Source organism: Acuticoccus sediminis, assembly GCF_003258595.1.
Classification (GTDB): domain Bacteria; phylum Pseudomonadota; class Alphaproteobacteria; order Rhizobiales; family Amorphaceae; genus Acuticoccus; species Acuticoccus sediminis.
Window position 1 is genome coordinate 1,513,757 of sequence record NZ_QHHQ01000001.1, and the last position, 16,642, is coordinate 1,530,398.

Annotated in this window: 10 protein-coding genes; 2 read left to right on the plus strand and 8 right to left on the minus strand. The window is 67.9% G+C overall.

Annotation, left to right across the window (positions count from 1 at the left end; translation table 11 throughout):
- Positions 1–2: 2 nt before the first annotated feature.
- From DLJ53_RS06585 to DLJ53_RS06595, 3 genes are all read right to left on the minus strand, one after another.
- Positions 3–2,408 (minus strand): circularly permuted type 2 ATP-grasp protein, encoded by a 2,406-nt coding sequence (locus DLJ53_RS06585; protein ID WP_111343311.1) that lies wholly within the window; start codon positions 2,406–2,408, stop codon positions 3–5.
- 3 nt (positions 2,409–2,411) lie between these two features.
- On the minus strand, positions 2,412–5,750 hold the full coding sequence (locus DLJ53_RS06590; RefSeq protein ID WP_111343313.1) for a transglutaminase family protein: 3,339 nt from the start codon (positions 5,748–5,750) through the stop codon (positions 2,412–2,414).
- Between the two features lie 139 nt (positions 5,751–5,889).
- A complete protein-coding gene (locus DLJ53_RS06595; RefSeq protein WP_111343314.1) occupies positions 5,890–6,456 on the minus strand; it encodes an NADPH-dependent FMN reductase in 567 nt (188 codons plus the stop codon).
- A gap of 82 nt (positions 6,457–6,538) precedes the next feature.
- Between DLJ53_RS06595 and DLJ53_RS06600 the strand changes: the two genes are divergently transcribed.
- Positions 6,539–6,961 carry a winged helix-turn-helix transcriptional regulator gene (locus DLJ53_RS06600; protein ID WP_111343316.1) on the plus strand — a complete coding sequence of 141 codons (423 nt, stop codon included), beginning with the start codon at positions 6,539–6,541 and terminating at the stop codon, positions 6,959–6,961.
- 148 nt (positions 6,962–7,109) lie between these two features.
- On the opposite strand, the gene mdoH is transcribed toward DLJ53_RS06600, so the two are convergent.
- The 5 genes from mdoH to DLJ53_RS06625 form a co-directional block, all read right to left on the minus strand.
- Positions 7,110–9,242 (minus strand): glucans biosynthesis glucosyltransferase MdoH, encoded by a 2,133-nt coding sequence (mdoH, locus tag DLJ53_RS06605; protein ID WP_111343318.1) that lies wholly within the window; start codon positions 9,240–9,242, stop codon positions 7,110–7,112.
- Positions 9,218–10,786, minus strand: a complete 1,569-nt coding sequence (locus DLJ53_RS06610) for an OpgD/OpgG family glucan biosynthesis protein (RefSeq protein ID WP_111343319.1) — start codon at positions 10,784–10,786, stop codon at positions 9,218–9,220. Before DLJ53_RS06610 ends, mdoH begins: the two co-directional genes overlap by 25 nt.
- A gap of 103 nt (positions 10,787–10,889) precedes the next feature.
- A complete protein-coding gene (locus tag DLJ53_RS06615; RefSeq protein WP_111343321.1) occupies positions 10,890–11,306 on the minus strand; it encodes a (deoxy)nucleoside triphosphate pyrophosphohydrolase in 417 nt (138 codons plus the stop codon).
- Entirely contained in the window at positions 11,306–12,526 is a 1,221-nt protein-coding gene (gene argJ, locus DLJ53_RS06620; RefSeq protein ID WP_111343323.1) for a bifunctional glutamate N-acetyltransferase/amino-acid acetyltransferase ArgJ, read from the minus strand. The genes DLJ53_RS06615 and argJ overlap by 1 nt, the downstream gene beginning before the upstream one ends.
- Positions 12,527–12,737: 211 nt before the next feature.
- Entirely contained in the window at positions 12,738–13,616 is an 879-nt protein-coding gene (locus DLJ53_RS06625; RefSeq protein WP_162408958.1) for a peptidylprolyl isomerase, read from the minus strand.
- 154 nt (positions 13,617–13,770) lie between these two features.
- Here DLJ53_RS06625 and secA point away from each other — a divergent pair, with 154 nt between their 5' ends.
- The gene (secA, locus tag DLJ53_RS06630; protein ID WP_111343326.1) at positions 13,771–16,611 is read left to right on the plus strand and encodes a preprotein translocase subunit SecA; all 2,841 of its coding nucleotides are present in this window, start codon (positions 13,771–13,773) and stop codon (positions 16,609–16,611) included.
- The last annotated feature ends 31 nt before the right edge of the window (positions 16,612–16,642 follow it).

Consider the following 16,642-nt stretch of genomic DNA (forward strand, 5'->3'; position numbering starts at 1 on the left):
CGCTACCTGAAGTAGGTCTCCCCGACGAGATCGGACATCGTGGCAATGTCCCCCTCCAGCTCGCTGAGGGCCGTCTGGTCGAGGCCTTCGGGAGTCTGGACCGCCACGTTGGTGCGTGTTTGTAGCGCGGCGCGCTGCAGCGGGGAAAGCTGCCGCGTCGTCTCGCCGCCGGGCAGATAGCCGAGGTGCGACCAGATCTCGTTCAGCTGGTAGATGATCGACCGGGGGTTGAGAGGGTCGAGCGCGAGGAGGTCGACCACCGTCGCGCGGTTGGTGGAGACGGCGTAGCGGCGGCGGTGGCTCATCTCGCTGTCCGCCACCTCGACCGCGAGGTCCAGCGCCCCGTCCGGCGCGTCCTCGTCGGCAAATTGCGACAGGAGGCCGGTGAGCGACAGCGCGCGCTCCAGCGAGCGCCCGATCGACATGAAGCGCCAGCCGCTGAACCGGTACATGTTGTCGTAGACGAGGCCGGTGAAGCCGGAGAGGTTGCGCAGTATGAGGCTGAGCGCCCGCGCGGTGTCGTCGCCGAAGCCGGGCCGGTCGGCGAGCTTCTGAACCGTCTTCGACAGCTCGTCGAGCGCGGTCCAGCCGTCGACCGAGAAGCGGTCCCGCACGTTGGACGCCGCGCGTGCGGCCGACTCCAGCGTCGAGCGGACCCCGTCGGGGATCGGCTGGCTCGGGTCGCTGCCGAGCCAGGTGAGGTACTCGGCCGACCGGCGAAGCAGCGGCATGTCCTCCGAGATCGACTCTGATACGCGCACATGGTGCGCGCGCAGGAGCCGCACCCGGTACTCCGCCCGCTCGACGTAGCGGCCGAGCCAGTAGAGGCTGTCCGCCGCGCGGCTCGGCAGCATCGACTGCTGTTGGCGCAGGTAGGGACCCGTCGGTGACGCCAGCATCGATTCCGTGGCGACGTCGCTCTTGCTGACGACCCACACGTCCGCCGCCGAGCCGCCGTTCTGCATCGTCAGCGTGACCGCGTCGGATGCCGGGCCGATCCGGGCGAAACCGCCGGGCATGATCGACCACCCGTCGCGGGTGCGCGCCAGGAATACGCGCAGGCTCATCGGCCGGGGCACGAGGCGGCCGTCGTCGAGGGCCGGCGTGGTGGAGAGCGTCACGGTCTCCTGCGCCACGAGCTGCTCGGCGTGGCGCTCGATCCACTGGCCGAGAGCGAGACGCGCCGCCGGGTCCGTCGCCGGCGGGACCGAGACGTCGTCGAGGTCGAAGAGGAGCCGCGTCGCGAAGGCGTTGCCGATGGTCATCCGGTGGGCGTTCGCCTTGACGTAGTCCCGCTCCTCGTCCTGCCCGCACCACCAGGTGGCGATGTTGGGAAGGCGCAGCGGCTCCCCCAGCAGCGTCTCGGCGAGGCGCGGCATGAAGGCGAGCAGAGCGCGCGTCTCCAGGACGCCGGAGCCGAGCGCGTTGACGAGCGTCACGCCGCCGGTGCGCACCGCGCCCAGCATGCCGGGCGTGCCGATGGCCGACGTCTCCTCCAGTTCCAGCGGATCGGCCCAGACCGAATCGAGCCGCCGCCACAGCACGCTCACCGGCTGAAGCCCGGCGACGGTGCGCACCATCAGGCGCCCGTGCACCACGGTCAGGTCGTCGCCCTCCAGCAGCATGAAGCCGAGGTAGCGGGCGATATAGGCGTGCTCGAAATAGGTGTCGTTGAGCGGGCCCGGCGTCAGGATGCCGACGCGCGACAGCTCCGAGTCGCGCAGGTTGATCAGCGCGTCGCGGAAGGCGCGGAAGAATCCGGCGAGGCGGTGCACGTTCGCCCGCGCGAAGTGGTCGGCGTAGATCCGCGTCGTCGCGATGCGGTTCTCCAGCGCGAAGCCCGCGCCGGATGGGGCCTGCGCGCGGTCGCCCAGCACCCACCACTGGCCCTGCGGCCCGCGCCCGATGTCGAACGCGAGGAAGTGCAGGAAGTGCCCGCCGCGCGGGGTGACACCGACCAGCGGGCGGAGCCACTCCGGGTTCTGGGCGAGCAGCGCCGGCGGAAGCTGGCCGCGCTCCACGAGCCGGTTCGGACCGTAGACGTCGGCTATGATCCGCTCCAGCAGCTCGGCGCGCTGGACGAGGCCCTCGCCGATCTCGGCCCACTCGTCCTCGTCGATCAGGACCGGGACGTGGGAGAGCGGCCAGTCCCGCTCGGCCGCCTCCGTGGCACCGTACTGGCGGTAGTAGACGCCGGCGTCGCGCAGGTACTGGTCGCCGCGCGCCTGCCGGGCGCGCAGCTCGTCCGCGTCCATCCGCGCGACGGCCTCGATGAAGCTCTTCCACACCGGACGGATCGACCCGTCGGCCTCCAGCAGCTCGTCCGGCACGTCCTTGTGCGTCCGGTAACCGGACAGGAGGCGTCCGACGGCGTCGTCATCATCCGGTGCGTCGTCGGGCACAGCCATCGGCTAGTAGCCGTATGTGCGTCGCAGATCGAGCGTCAGGGGAAACTCCGGATGCGGGACCTCGGGGGGCGGTGCGTAGATGCCGGGAGTATGTCCGCGCGCCTCGAACCGTGCAAGGCGACGCGATTCCGCCTCGTAGCCGTTGACGGGGAACGTCTCGTGCGCGCGCCCGCCCGGATGCGCCACGTGGTAGACGCAGCCGCCGACGGCCCGGCCGGTCCAGTTGTCGAAGATGTCGAACGTCAGCGGCGCGTTGACCGGGAGCACCGGGTGCAGCGCCATCGGCGGCTGCCATGCCTTGTAGCGCACGCCGGCGACCGAGACGCCGTTGCTGCCGGTCGGCGTCATCGGCACCCGCCGCTGGTTGCAGGCGACGGTGTAGCGGTCCGGATCGGTGGTGGAGAGCTTCACCTGCACGCGCTCGGACGAGGAGTCGGTGTAGCGCACCGTCCCGCCGATCGCGCCGACCTCGCCGAGGACATGCCAGGGCTCCAGCGCCTGACGCACCTCGAGGTGGGCGTTGTCGATCTCGACCTCGCCGCAGAAGGGGAAGCGGAACTCGGCCTGCGCCTCGTACCACTCCGGACGTAGCTCGAAACCATGCTCGCGCAGGTCCGCGAGGACCTCGAGGAAGTCCTCCCAGATATAGTGGGGCAGCATGAAGCGGTCGTGCAGCGTCGTGCCCCAGCGGGTGAGGCGGCCGGAGACCGGGTTCTGCCACATCCGCGCGATCAGGGCGCGCAGCAGCACCTGCTGGGCGAGGCTCATGCGCGCGTCGGGCGGCATCTCGAAGCCGCGGAACTCGATGAGGCCGAGGCGCCCGGTGGGGCCGTCCGGCGAGTAGAGCTTGTCGATGCAGATCTCGGAGCGGTGGGTGTTGCCGGTGACGTCCACCAGGATGTTGCGCAGCAGCCGGTCCGTCAGCCAGGGCAGCGGCGGGGGGTTGCCTTCGTGCGGGGACGGCATCTGCGCCAGCGCGATCTCCAGCTCGTAGAGATGGTCGGCGCGGTTTTCGTCGACGCGCGGCGCCTGGCTCGTCGGGCCGATGAAGAGGCCCGAGAACAGGTAGCTGAGCGACGGATGGCGCTGCCAGTGCAGGACGAGGCTGCGGATGAGGTCCGGCCGGCGCAGGAACGGCGAGTCCATCGTCGTCGACCCGCCGACGACGACGTGGTTGCCGCCCCCGGTGCCGGTGTGGCGCCCGTCGACCATGAACTTGTCGGCGCCGAGGCGCGCGTGGCGGGCCGCGTCGTAGACGCCCTCGGTGATCGCAACGCAGTCGTCCCAGGAGTGGGCAGGCTGGATGTTGACCTCGATGACGCCGGGGTCCGGTGCGACGCGGATCACGTTGAGGCGCGAGTCGGTCGGCGGCGCGTATCCCTCGATGTGCACCGGGGTGCCGAGGCGCTTCGCGGCGGCCTCGACCGCGGCGAGGAGCTCGAGGTAGTCCTCCACGCGCTCCGTCGGCGGGATGAAGACGCAAAGTCGCCCGTCGCGCGGCTCGACCGCCAGCGCGGTGCGGACGTAGCCGTCGATCTCCGGGCCGAGGTGCTGGCCGATGAGGGTCTGCGCCGGGGAGGCCGCGGTGAAGCGGGCTACCTGCTGGCCCTCCGCGCCGGCGGCGACGGCGTCGGGGTCGCGGTAGTCCGGCAGCGTGTCCAGCGGGATCGTCGGGTCGGCGACGTTGATATAGGGGTACTGCGCCGGCGTCAGGTGGGGCAGGGCGTTCAGCGGCAGGCGGTAGCCGATCGAGGAATCGCCCGGCACGAGGAAGAGGCGCCCGCGCCGAGTGCGCCAGCGCTCCGACATCCACCGCCCCGCCAGGGATCGGCTCTGCCAGCGCTGCACCGGAAGGATGTAGCCGGCCGGCGACGTGAGGCCGCGGTCGAACACCTTGGCGATGCGGGCCCGCGCCTCGGCGTCCTCCAGTTCGGAGTTCTCCGGGGTGACGTTGTCGGGAAGGTTCGCCTCCCGCAGGATCCACTCGGCCGGGTCCTCGAAGGCGGGGACGACGAAGTCCCCGTCGATGCCGAGAGTGTCGGCGATGTTGCCCAGCAGTGCCTCGGCGTCCTTCGACTGGACACCGGTCTGGGCGCCCTCGCGGGCGATGAGGTTCGGGTCATCCCACAGCGGCACGCCGTCACGGCGCCAGTAGAGCGAGAAGGTCCAGCGCGGCAGCGTCTCGCCGGGGTACCACTTGCCCTGGCCGTAGTGGAGGAATCCGTTCGGCGCGAACTTTTCGCGCAGGCGGCGGATGAGGTCGTCCGCCCGTTCGCGCTTCTGCGGCCCGACGGCGGCGGAGTTCCACTCGTCCGACTCGTAGTCGTCGATGGACACGAACGTCGGCTCTCCGCCCATCGTGAGGCGGACGTCGCCGGCGTTCAGCGCCTCGTCGACCTTCTTGCCGAGGGTGTTGAGGGCGGCCCACGACTCGTCGTTGAACGGCTTGGTGATCCGCGGGTGCTCGGCGACGCGGTAGACCTTCATGTCGAACGAGAATTCGACCTCGGCGAAGGTCGCCATGCCGGTGATCGGCGCGGCGTTCTTGTAGTGCGGCGTCGCTGCCAGCGGGATGTGGCTCTCGCCCGTCAGCAGCCCGGACGTCGGATCGAGGCCGACCCAGCCCGCGCCGGGGATATAGGCCTCGCACCAGGCGTGGAGGTCGGTGAAGTCGACGTCCGTGCCGGCCGGCCCGTCGAGAGCCTTGATGTCGGGCTTGAGCTGGATGAGGTAGCCGGAGCAGAAGCGCGCGGCGATGCCGAGGTGCCGCAGTGCCTGGACCAGCAGCCACGAGGAGTCGCGGCAGGAGCCCTTGCCGGTGGTGAACGTCTCCTCCGGCGTCTGCACGCCGGGCTCCATCCGGATGATGTAGCCGACGGCGTTCGCGACCTTCTGGTTCATCTCCACCAGGAAGTCGACAATGCGGCGGGGCCGCCGGTCGACGCTGTCGAGGAATGCCCTGAGCCTCGGCCCGGCCGGATCGGTCTGCAGGTAGATGGACAGGTCGTCCGCGATGTCCGGACTGTAGGCGAAGGGATAGTTCTCCGCGCTCTCTTCGACGAAGAAGTCGAACGGGTTGTAGACCGACATGTCGGCGACGACGTCGACCTCGATCTTGAATTCGCGCACCGGCTCCGGGAAGACGAGCCGGGCCATCCAGTTCCCGTACGGGTCCTGCTGGTGATTGATGAAGTGGTTCGCCGGCGAGATCTTCAAGGAATGCGAGATCACGCGCGTGCGCGAATGCGGTGCCGGACGCAGACGCACGATCTGGGGCCCAAGCGTCACCGGGCGATCGTACTTGTAGTGCGTCAGGTGGTAAATTGCGGCCTTGATCGACATGGGTCTCTTCGGTCGTGAACGCAGTCTGTGTCTTTCACACTTCACTGCAACGCACAAACCATGCCTTATCGAGGCTGGTCTCGGCGACGGGTTTCGTCACGAATTTCGTGCGCCGCCGCCGGACCGGTTTCGCAGGGTGTCAGGCGGTCTCGGCGACCGGGAGGGCGACGCGGTCGAGGAACGCGTCGAACTTGTCGACGAACGCCTGCAGGAAAGCCTTGGTCGTCTCGTCGGTGACGTCGGCGTTCTCGTCGATAAGGCCAGGCTTCATCTGGAAGTAGACCTCGGGCTGGCCGAGGACGATCATGTCGAGCACCGTGGCGACGTAGCGGAGGTGCGACTGCGCGACGGCTGTGCCGAGTGCGCCCGGGGTGGTACCGGTGATCGCGACGGGCTTACCGACCCAGACATTCTTGCCGTACGGCTTGGACGCCCACGAGATGGCGTTGGCCAGCAGCGGCGGAATGGTGCGGTTGTACTCCGGCGTGACGAAGAGGATCGCTTCGGACTGGGCGATCACTTCCTTGAAGGCGACGACCGAGGCGGGCGGGGTGGCCCACAGGTCGTCGTTGTACATCGGCAGGTCGCCGAGGGGGATGAACTTGAATTTCATCCGGCCGGCGGCCAGCTTCTCGATCGCGCGGGCGAGTGCGAGGTTGATCGACCCCTTGCGCTCGCTGCCTACGAGGACGGTAACGGTTTTCATCGGTAACCCCGGTATCGTAAAGTGACCGCCTCACGACTTATATGTTAGGACGATCCCGACAAGACGGCACTTTGAGGTAACCATGGGCGCACCGAAGGAACCGGAGTTCGAGTTCAGAGGCACCTGCTGCCGGCCAGTGAAGGAGCTGCTGTCCAGAATCGGCGGGAAATGGACGGTCCTGATCGTCACCCGCCTTGCCGACGGGCCACGCCGCTTCTCCGACCTGAAGCGGGAGATCGAGGATATCAGCCAGAAGATGCTGACCTCGACGCTGCGTGACCTCGAGCGGGACGGGTTCGTGCAGCGCACGGTCACGCCGTCGATTCCGCCGCGCGTCGACTACGAGCTCACCGATCTCGGCATGGACCTGCTGTCGCCGCTGGAGGCGCTGGGCGCGTGGGCGGTGCGCAACCAGCACCGGGTCGACGCGGCGCGGGCGCGCTTCTCCGGCTACCGCCCTGCGGCCCCCCATCCCAACGACAACGAGACGCACGCCTCGATCTGACCCGGCCGGTCCGGCACGGGGGAAGGCATCGGTGCCCAATCATCGGGCACCGGGCAGACGAACAGTGCAGCAGGCAAATGAAAAGGGCGGCACCCCGGGGTGCCGCCCTTTTGTCTTGGACCGATGGACCGTCGCGACTGCGCTGCCGTCAGGCGGCCTTGGCGTTGATGGCCCGGGCCTTGGCAAGCTGAAGCGCGCGGTCGAGGAGGTTCGTGTCAGAGAGCACCAGCATGCGCTCCGACGGGGCGAGCCAGCTCGCCAGCTCCTCGAGGCTCTGCGCTTCGCCGAGCTTCGCGGCGGCGAGGGCGCGCGTGGGGTCGAAGCTGCCGCGGCCGCGCAGTTCCGGCTCCAGCGAACCGAGGTGGGCGTCGCACAGCATCGGATCCTCGGCGAGCGTGATGAGCGCGTCGCGCGGCAGGCTCGCCGGGAAGGCGTGGGCCTCGCGGCGGGCCATGCGCAGCACCTCGGGCGGACGGCTCTCCTGCGGCGTCAGCATCATGTGCGCCCGCCGCAGCTTGCGGCCGAGCCAGAACGAGCCGCAGCCCTTCGAGATCGGCACCGCGAGGATCAGCGCGAACAGCGTCGGCGACATCCACGCCGCGAGGGTGGGGGAGTGGATCAGCGCGATCGCACCCAGCACCAGCCCGCACGCCATGTGGACGAGGTGGAAGTGGGTGGCCGCGAGCCAGCTCACGCTTGCTCCCTTGCGCGCCTGCGGCAGCCAGCCGACGGCGCGGCCCAGCAGGATCGACATGACGATGCCGGTCTGCGCGATCATCATGATCGGCGCGATCAGCGTCGAGATCAGCAGCTCCAGGAAGGTGGAGCCGACGACGCCGACGGGCCCGCCGCAGCCGCGGCGAAGGTCACGGTCGAACAGCGCGTTCACCATCGCGATCATCTTCGGCAGCAGCAGCACCACCAGCGAGATGATGAAGAGGGTGACCATCCGGTCGGCGTCGAACGCCGGCCAGGTGGGGAACAGCGCGAAGTTCGACGGGAAGTACTCCGGCCTGATCAGCGTGGCCTGGACCGAGAGGGCCACACCGGTCAGCAGCAGGAAGAGCCACACCGGGCTCATCACGTAGGCGAGGATGCCGATCGCGAAGTGCAGGCGCGAGCAGAAGGCGAGACCGGCGGCGCCGATCAGCCGGGCGTGCTGCAGGTTGCCCTGCGCCCAGCGGCGGTCGCGCTTGATGACGCCGAAGAGGTCGGTCGGCGCGCCCTCGTAGGAGCCGGTGATGTCGGCCCGCATGGTGACGGTCCAGCCGGCGCGGCGGATCAACGCGGCCTCGACGAAGTCGTGGCTGAGGATCGAGCCGCCGAACGGCGGCTTGCCGGGGAGGCTCGGCAGACCGGCCGCGCTCGCGAAGGCGGTCATGCGGATGATCGCGTTGTGGCCCCAGTAGTTGCCGTCCTCGCCCTGCCATGCGGCGATGCCGTGCGAGACGACCGGGCCGGTGACGGTGTTGGCGAACTGCTGGGCGCGTGCGAACGGCGTCGCGCCGCCGATCAGCGACGGGCAGGTCTGGATGATGCCGGCCCTGGGATCGGCGATCATCGCCGCGCGCAGCTTGGCGAGGCACATGCCGGTCATGAGGCTGTCCGCGTCGAGCATGACCATGTGCTCGTAGCGGCCGCCCCAGCGGCGCACGAAGTCGGCCACGTTGCCGGCCTTGCGGTGCGCGTTGTCGCGACGGCGACGGTACCAGACGCGCGTGGGACCGCACTTGGCGCGCAGGATGGCGAGTGCGCGCTCCTCGGCGATCCACGTCTCCGGGTTCGTCGTGTCGGAAATGACGAAGACCTCGAACGAGGTGCGCAGCTGCTTGGGCAGGTCGTTCACCATCGCGGCGATGGCCGAGAAGGTGTCGCGCGGGTCCTCGTTGTAGACGGGCATGACGATGGCTGTCAGGCCGCCGGGAGCGTCGATGTCCTCATTCCGGCCGCGCGGCGAGAAGACGCCGGCGAGCGCGTTGGCGGCACTGAAGGCGATCCAGCCGAAGGCGGCCGTGAAGGCGATGAGGAGCACCCACTCGAGGGCGGCCATGCCGCCGACCTTGGCGACGGCGTACATCTCGCTGACACCGAAGACGGCGAGCGACAGGGTCACGATCACCAGCGTCGCGCGGGCTGCGATGGTGCGCAGACTGGGACGCGTGGCGTGATGCGCGGGGAAGCCGCGCCTCTGGAAGGATTGTTCCGGCATCGCCAGCGGAGCTTCCGCCGGCGTCGAGTTCAGTCGCTGTATCGGTCCTAGCGTGTCCATCGGTAAAGCCATCGCTCGCCTGGAGGTCCATCTTCCGGTTCGAGTGCTAGCCGGATCTCGACGAGATCGGCGTCCTTGGGATCCAACTCGAAAGTGATTCTAAGGACGTCCCTCACAGGCACTGGATACTTCACGAGATTGGATACAGTTCCGATCGAGGCACTCGTTCGGATCTCGAGGTTCTGCATCGACGTCCCGCGCATGAGGTAGTCCACGACAAAAAGGTATCGATCGTCCGAAAGGTTCCGCCCTATCCTTGTGTTTATGACCTGCGGGCCGGGAGATGCGACCTGGGGGACGTCCTCCCAATGAATTCTGTACGCAATTTCAAAGGGTTGCCCGGCTTCCAGCGGATTGGCCGGCTGCCAGTAGGCAACGATGTTGTCGTTCCACTCTTTGGTTGTGGGGATCTCGAACAGCACAACCGATCCCTTGCCCCAATCACCTCGGGGCTCGACCCACGCGGACGTCCGGAGCTCGTACCGAGCTTCCGCGTCCTCGTAGTCTGCAAACTCACGTTTACGTTGTACAAGGCCGAACCCGCGAGGATTTTCATCCACGAAAGCGGAGATTTGGAGGCGACCCGGATTATTGATGGGTCGCCACAGCCACTCTCCGCCGCCGGTGAAGATCGACAGGCCGTCCGAATCATGCACTGCGTCGCGGTAGTCGTTGAATTCCGAGCGATTCACTCCCGAAAACAGGAACATCGAGGAGAACGGCGCGAAGCCGATCGTCTTGATGGTCCTGCGCGGGAAGAGCGTCAGCTCTACGTCCACGAAGGTGGCGTTACCGGGCGACAGTATGAACCGATATATGCCTGTGGTTGATGGAGAATCCAAGAGGGCATGTACGACGACTCCGCTATCGCCGTCTTTTGTTTTTTCGATCCAGAACGTGCGGAAGACCGGGAACTCCTCGCCGGTCGGCACGCCGGTGTCGATGGCGAGGCCGCGGGCCGAGAGCCCGTACGTTTCGCCGCGCCCCACCGCGCGGTAATAGCTCGCACCCTGGAAGACGGCGAACTCGGAGATGGAGTCGTTGCCGGACAGGTCGGTGTGGAGGCGGAAGCCCGAGAAGGGGACATTTTCCTTCGGCAGCTTCCCCTCGGCGAGCTCTCCGACCCAGAAGCTGTCGAAGTCGTAGACCACCTTCTGCGCGGTGTCGCCGTCGACGATCCAGATGTCGACCGGCTGGTTGAAGACCGAGCCGGTGATCAGCGCGTCGAACGAGAAGAGCTTGTCCGGCCCGAGCGGCTGCGGCCACTTCTGCCAGGGGCGGATCTGCTGGAAGGTCGGATAGTCCATGTCGCGCAGGGACGCGGGGACCTCGCTGCTGCGGTCCTTGTAGTCCTGCTTGGACAGTGCCTGCGCGAGCTCACGGAGCCGATCCGCGGAGAACGGGACCGTTTCGCCGTATAGCTCGGGATTAATGGTGATGTGCTCGCGGCCTTTGGCGAAGGCCTGGGTGACAAGTCGCGGCCATCCCGCAGCGGTGCCAGCCAAGGCCCAAGCCGCCGCAGCGCCGGTGACGAGGTGCCGCCGGGCAATCTTCATCCACGCTCTCCTTACCCGGCCCGTCGTGGACAGGGAATACGTCGCCAGTGTGGCGCGTTGAATTGTTATTCACGCAACGTTTCAACGCGACAAGGCGTTCGCCTTAAGTAGCGGATATCTCGGTGAATATGCTCTGAACTGCCGAAACGAGGGGGCCGTCGGCCTCCGGCATCGCGAGTTCGCCGAGCCTTTCAGGCATGACGAACTGAAGATCCGCGACCTCCAGGGCGGCCGGCGTTCCGACCCAGCGCCGCACCACGTAGAGCGGCATCATCAGATGAAAATCAGCGTAGGTGTGGCTCGCGAAGGTCAGCGGCTCGAGCGCGGACGGCTCCACCGTGACGCCGATCTCCTCGGCGAGCTCGCGGCAGAGCGCCGCCTCGGGCGTCTCGCCCGCCTCGATCTTGCCGCCGGGGAACTCCCAGAGGCCCGCCATGGACTTGCCCTCGGGGCGCTGCGTCACGAGGATGCGGCCGGACCCGTCCACCAGCGCGGCCGCGACCACGAGAACGAGGCGCATCAGCTCCGGTAGTCCCCGTTGATCGCCACGTATTCCTTGGTGAGGTCGCAGGTCCAGACCGTGTCCCGGCCGGAGCCGAGGCCGAGGTCGACCCGGATCGCGATCTCGGGCTTCTTCATCACCTCGGAGGCGGCGGCCTCGGAATAGTCCGGGTCGCGTTCGCCCTCGACGGCGACGCGGACATGGTCGAACCAGATGGCGAGGCGGTCGCGGTCGGCCGGCTCGCCGGCCTTGCCGACAGCCATGACGATGCGGCCCCAGTTGGCGTCCTCGCCGGCGATGGCGGTCTTGACCAGCGGCGAGTCGGCGATCGACTTGGCGATCTTGCCCGCCGAGGCGTCGCTCTCTGCGCCCTCCACGGTGATCGCGACGAACTTTGTGCAGCCCTCGCCGTCCTTGGTCACCCAGTGGGCGAGCGACAGGAGCAGGCTGTCCAGCGCCTCGGCGAAGAGGGCGGCGTCGGCCGAGCCGGCCGCGACGGCGGCGCCCGAGGCCCCGGTCGCGAAGGCGAGCACGGTGTCGGAGGTCGACGTGTCGCTGTCGATGGTGATCTTGTTGAAGCTCTTCGACACGCCCGCCGACAGCATCGCCTGAAGCGTCGGCGCGTCGACGGCGGCGTCCGTCGCGATGAACGACAGCATGGTCGCCATGTCCGGCGCGATCATCCCGGCGCCCTTGGCGATGCCGGTGATCGTCACGCTCCCGCCGGACAGCGTGACGGTGCGGCTTTCGGCCTTGGGGAAGGTGTCGGTGGTCATGATGGCGCGGGCCGCGGCGGCCCAGCCGGACGGGGCGAGCCTGGCGGCGGCGGCGTCCATCACGGTGCCGAAGCGCTCTGCCGGCAGCGGCTCGCCGATGACGCCGGTGGAGGCGAGGAAGACGTCCTCCGGGGCGATGCCGAGCGCCTTGGCGGCGAGCTCGGCCGAGAGCTGCGTCGCCGCGCGGCCCTTCTTGCCGGTGAAGGCGTTGGCGTTGCCGGAGTTGACGAGGAGGGCGCGCGCCGTACCGCGCGGAAGCTGCATGCGGCACCACTCGACCGGCGCCGACGGGCAGCGCGACGTGGTGAACGTCCCGGCGACGGTGGTGCCTTCGTCGAAGGCCATCAGGAGGACGTCGGTGCGTCCGCGGTACTTGATCCCCGCCTCGGCCGTAGCGAGGCGGACGCCCGCCACCATGGGCGGCTCGGGCAGTTCGGCAGGCGCGAAAGGCGATGGGGTCATGGCTCTCGTCTCGGGCAGCAACGGTGTCGCGAATACGCCATTCACGCCCCGGCGAAAAGCGAGAAAGGTATACGATTTCGCAATGCCGTCGGTACTCTCGTACCGGTCTGCGGCGCTCGGGCGGCCATGTGCGGGCCCGCCGCGGCGCGCGCCCGCGTGCGAGCGGCGGAGGCGTGTCGCGCCCCGCCGCCCGCCGGCTTGGAGGGGGGCCTTACTGCGTCGAACCCGGGACCGGCACGGCGCTTTCGTCGCCCGGCAGGGGCTTGCCGTCCGGCGTCTCGATGGTCGCGTTCTCCTTCAGCTTGGCGACGGCGTCGATGTAGGCATCACGCACCAGAAGCTGCTGGATCTGGCCGGCGACCTGGGTCAGCGGCGGGGGAGTGACCTCGCTGCGGTCCTCCAGCTTGATGATGTGCCAGCCGAATTGCGACTGCACCGGCTCCTCGGTGATCTGGCCGGGCTCGAGCGCGAAGGCCGCGTCCTCGAACGGCTTCACCATCTGCCCGCGGGTGAATTTGCCGAGCGAGCCGCCCTTCTGGGCCGAGCCGGGGTCCTTGGAGTTCTCCTCGGCCAGTTCGGCGAAGTCGGCGCCGTCGTCGAGCTGCTTGATGATGTCCTTCGCCTCGTCCTCGGTCTCGACGAGGATGTGGCTCGCCGTCACCTGCTCCTTCGGCAGCTTGGCGACCTCTTCGTCGTAGCGCTGCTGGAGGGCGTCCTGGGTGACGACACCCTGGACCATCTTCGTCATGTAGGCCTCCTGGAGGGCCTGCATGCGCTGGAACTCGAGGCGACGCTGGAAGTCGTCGGTCTGGTCCATGCCCTCGGCCTTCGCGGCGTCGGACATCAGGGCCATGTCCACCAGGAGCGAGAGGACCATCTCGTCGCGCTGCGCCTCAGGCACCTGCTGGACGGCATCGCCCAGCGCCTCGCGGGCATAGGCGACGTCACCGACGGTGATGTCGTCGCCGTTCACGGTGGCGAGCACCTGGTCCGGCGACGGGGCCGGAGTGTCGCTCGTGGTGTCCTGCGCAAAGGCGGATGAAGCGATGAGGGCCGACACGGCCATCGCACTCAGCGTGCGCTTGATCATTATGGGTGTCCTTCGGGTGCGGGGCGGGGCCTTGTTTGACATGGCTCGGCCCCAAACATATGTCGATCGCGCGTGGCAGACGTTCAATTGCCGCCCACAGCGCCGGTTCGTATCATGGCCGTGCGCCGCTCCGCATAAGGTAAGGACAACACGGATGCTCGGCACCCTGACCAAACGCATCTTCGGCTCGGCGAACGACCGCCGCGTCAAGGGCTACCGCAGCCGGGTGGATGCGATCAATGCTGCTGAGCCCGAGTTCGAGCGGCTCTCCGACGCAGAACTCAAAGCGAAGACGGATGAGCTGAAGGCCGCTCTCGCCGGCGGCAAATCCCTGGACGACATTCTCGTCCCGGCCTTTGCTACGGTCCGCGAGGCCGCCAAACGCGTCCTCGGGCAGCGTCACTATGACGTACAGCTTATCGGCGGCATGGTCCTCCACGAACGCTCGATCGCCGAAATGAAGACCGGTGAAGGCAAGACCCTGGTCGCCACACTCGCCGTCTACCTCAACGCGCTCGCCGGCAAGGGCGTCCACGTCGTCACCGTCAACGACTACCTCGCCGAACGCGACGCCGAGTGGATGGGCCGGGTCTACCGCTTCCTGGGCATGAGCACCGGCATCATCGTGCACGGAAAGTCGGACCGTGAGCGCAAGGCCGCCTACGACGCCGACATCACCTACGGCACGAACAACGAGTTCGGCTTCGACTATCTGCGCGACAATCTGAAATACGATATCCGCCAGATGGTGCAGCGTCCGCACTTCTACGCCATCGTCGACGAGGTGGACTCGATCCTGATCGACGAGGCCCGCACGCCGCTCATCATCTCCGGCCCGCTCGAGGACCGGTCCGAGTTCTACAACACTATCGACACCTTCATCCCCCGCCTCACGCCGGAGGACTACGAGGTCGACGAGAAGCAGCGCACCGCGCACTTCACCGAAGCCGGCAACGAGAAGCTCGAGAGCATCCTCGGCGAGGCAGGCCTCCTCAAGGGCGACTCGCTCTACGACGCGCTGAACGTCTCGGTGGTGCACCACCTCCAGCAGGCCCTGCGCGCCCACCGCCTCTTCCAGCGCGACCGCGACTACATCGTGAAGAACGGCGAAGTGATCATCATCGACGAGTTCACTGGCCGCATGATGCCGGGCCGCCGCTACGGCGAGGGCCTGCACCAGGCGCTGGAGGCGAAGGAAAAGCAGCCGATCCAGCCGGAGAACCAGACGGTCGCGTCGATCACGTTCCAGAACTATTTCCGCATGTACGAGAAGCTCGCCGGCATGACGGGCACCGCCGACACCGAGGCGGAAGAGTTCATGGACATCTACAAGCTGGACGTGGTCTCGATCCCGACCAACCTGCCGATCCAGCGCGTCGACGAAGACGATCAGGTCTACCGGACCCAGGAAGAGAAATATAAGGCCGTCGTCGACGAGATCCGCACCGCGCACGCCAAGGGTCAGCCGATCCTCGTCGGCACGACGTCGATCGAAAAGTCCGAATATCTCGCCGACCGCCTCCGCAAGGAGGGCTTCCGCCAGCGCGACCTCAGCGACCCGCAGGCGGCCATCAAGATCGGCGAGACCGAGAAGGGCGGCAAGCCCGCCTTCCAGGTGCTGAACGCCCGCTTCCACGAGCAGGAAGCGAAGATCATCTCCCAGGCCGGTGTGCCGGGCGCGATCACCATCGCCACCAACATGGCCGGCCGCGGTACCGACATTCAGCTCGGCGGCAACGCCGACATGCTGATCACTGAGGAACTCGGCGTGCTGGCCGAAGGCGAGGAGATGGACGCGGAGCGCAAGGCGAAGGAAGCCGCCATCCGCGAACGCGTCGCCGAGGCCAAGAAGAAGGCGCTCGACGCTGGCGGCCTCTTCGTGCTCGCCACCGAGCGGCACGAGTCGCGGCGCATCGACAACCAGCTCCGCGGCCGTTCCGGCCGTCAGGGCGACCCCGGCCGCTCGCGCTTCTACCTGTCCCTGCAGGACGACCTGATGCGCATCTTCGGCTCCGAGCGCATGGACGGCATGCTGAAGCGCCTCGGGCTGGAAGAGGGTGAGGCCATCGTTCACCCCTGGATCAACCGCGCGCTCGAGAAGGCGCAGCAGAAGGTCGAGGCGCGAAACTTCGACGCGCGCAAGAACGTCCTCAAGTACGACGACGTGATGAATGACCAGCGCAAGGTCATCTTCGAGCAGCGCCGCGAGCTGATGCAGGACGAGGAAGTCCGCGAAACCATCAACGGGATGCGCCACGAGGTGGTGGACGCCATCGTCGCCAAGCACATCCCCGAGAAGGCCTATCCCGAGCAGTGGGACACCAAGGGCCTCCACGACGAGGTGCAGGGTGTCTTCGGGATCGACGCCCCGGTCATCGACTGGGCGAACGAGGAAGGCATCGCCGACGAGGAGATCCGCGAGCGCCTGAAGAACGCCGCGGACGAAGGCGCCGCCAAGAAGGTCGCCAAGTACGGCACCGACATGTGGCGCCAGGTCGAGAAGTCCGTGCTGCTGCAGACGCTGGACCACCTCTGGCGCGAGCACATCGCCCAGCTCGACCACCTGCGCTCGGTGATCGGCTTCCGCGGCTACGCCCAGCGCGACCCGCTGAACGAGTACAAGACCGAGGCCTTCGCCCTCTTCGAGGCGATGCTCGTCGAACTGCGCACCGCCGTCACCGGCCAGCTCATGCACATCGAGATCCAGATGCGCGAGGGCCCGCCGCCGATGCCCTCCGAGGAGGAGATCGACAGGCTCGAGACGCACCACATCGACCCACTCACGGGCGACGACGACGGGGAAGGGGAGCTCGAATTGGCCGGCGCCCCGGACACCGGCGACGCCGCGGAGGCCCGCGAGGCGCGTGCGGCCAAGCGCGCCGGTGCCGAGCGGTCGGCGACCGACCCCGCCACGTGGGGCAAGGTCAGCCGCAACGAGCCGTGCCCCTGCGGTTCGGGCAAGAAGTACAAGCATTGCCACGGCCGCGTGGCCTGACAGCCGCGGGCGTCTGCCGCCCCGCGCTTCC